Source organism: Nonomuraea sp. NPDC051941 (assembly GCF_044593615.1).
The window spans coordinates 1-1,716 of the sequence record NZ_JBIUCF010000143.1; the positions used below are offsets into that span (position 1 = coordinate 1).

At 71.0% G+C, this 1,716-nt stretch carries 2 protein-coding genes; both read left to right on the forward strand.

Features of this window, described 5'->3' with window-relative positions; genetic code table 11:
* On the forward strand, positions 1–579 hold a 579-nt coding region (locus ACIHFD_RS67845; RefSeq protein ID WP_397375965.1), incomplete at its 5' end, for a TatD family hydrolase.
* Positions 580–582: 3 nt separating this feature from the next.
* A complete protein-coding gene (eboE, locus tag ACIHFD_RS67850) occupies positions 583–1,695 on the forward strand; it encodes a metabolite traffic protein EboE (protein WP_397375966.1) in 1,113 nt (370 codons plus the stop codon).
* Positions 1,696–1,716 lie beyond the last annotated feature (21 nt).

The following is a 1,716-nucleotide window of genomic DNA, read 5'->3' on the forward strand; positions in this document are numbered from 1 at the left end:
GAACTGCCGCGATACCTGCTGAAGGACTCCGTCGTCGCCGTCGGCGAAGTCGGCTACGACTCCATGACGGCCAGGGAGGAACAGGTCTTCGAGGCGCAGCTCGCCCTGGCGCGGGAGAACGATCTCCCCGTCCTCGTGCACACGCCGCATCGGGACAAGGTCGCCGGCACCCGCCGCACGCTGGACGTGGTGCGGGCCGCTGGCCTCGCTCCCGGGCAGGTGCTCGTCGACCATCTCAACGAGCTGACCGTCGGCATGGTCGCGGACTCTGGCTGCTGGATGGGGTTCTCCATCTACCCCGACACCAAGATGGACCCGGACCGGATGGTGTCCGTCCTCAAGGAGCACGGCACGGCGAGGATGCTCGTGAACTCGGCCGCGGACTGGGGACGCAGTGATCCGCTGAAGACGCGCGAGGTCGCCGACGCCATGCTCGCGGCAGGCTTCGGCGAGGACGATGTGGACCAGGTGCTGTGGCGCAATCCGGTCGCCTTCTACGGGCAGAGCGGCCGGCTCAGCCTGGAGGCGGGCACCGAGGCGGCCCCCGACTACGCCGGCAACACGATCAAGCGAGGCTGACTCATGAGGCTGCGCCACCCGGACGGCTCGACGATCCACCTCGCCTACTGCACCAACGTGCACCCGGCCGAGGATCTCCCCGGCATCCACCGCCAACTCTCCGGTATCGCCGCGCGGGTCAGAACACTGCTCGGCGCTGAACGGCTCGGCGTCGGCCTCTGGCTGCCCCGGCAGGCCGCCGGTGAGCTGCTCGCCCGGGGCGACGAACTCGCCGCGCTGCGCGAGCGGCTGGCCGTGCTCGGGCTGGAGGTCGTGACCCTGAACGGGTTCCCCTACCGCGGCTTCCACGACGAGATCGTGAAATACCGCGTCTACCAGCCCGACTGGGCCGACGCGGAGCGGCTGCGCTACACGCTCGGGCTGGCCGAGATCCTCGCCGCGCTGCTGCCGGACGACGTCACCGAGGGCACGATCTCGACCCTCCCCCTCGCCTGGCGCACCGCATGGACACGGGACAAGGCGACGGCGGTCATGGCGAACCTCGACGCGCTCGCCCAGGGCCTGCGGGCCCTGACCCACCGGACCGGCAAGGTGATCCGGGTGGGCTTCGAGCCGGAGCCCGGCTGCATCATCGAGGTCACACCCCAGGCGACCGCCCTGCTGAGCAACGTGGACCACGACTACCTCGGCCTGTGCCTGGACGCCTGCCACATGGCCGTGGGCTTCGAGGAACCCGGCGCGGGCGCCCGCACCGGGCTCCCGATCGTGAAGCTCCAGGCGTCATGCGCCCTAGAGGCTCCGCCTGGAGCGCAGCGGAGGCTGGCCGCGTTCGACGAGGCCAGGTTCCTCCACCAGACGCGCTCCGCCACCGGATACGCCGACGACCTGGGAGAGGCCCTCGCCGGCGGCCTGCCCGCGGACGAGAGCTGGCGGGTGCACTTCCACGTCCCGCTGCACGCCGACCCGCCCCCTCCGCTCACCACCAGCGCCCCCTACCTGCGTGACCTGCTCAACACGCTCCTCGGCGGCCCCAGCCCGCTGACCCGGCACGTCGAGGTGGAGACCTACACCTGGAACGTGCTCCCCGGCGCGTCCCCGGATCTCGCCGCCGGCATCGCCGCCGAGCTCGACTGGATGCGAGGCCGGCTGACCTCGCTCGGCATGAAGGAGCAGTGATGGCACCGCTGATCGTGATCA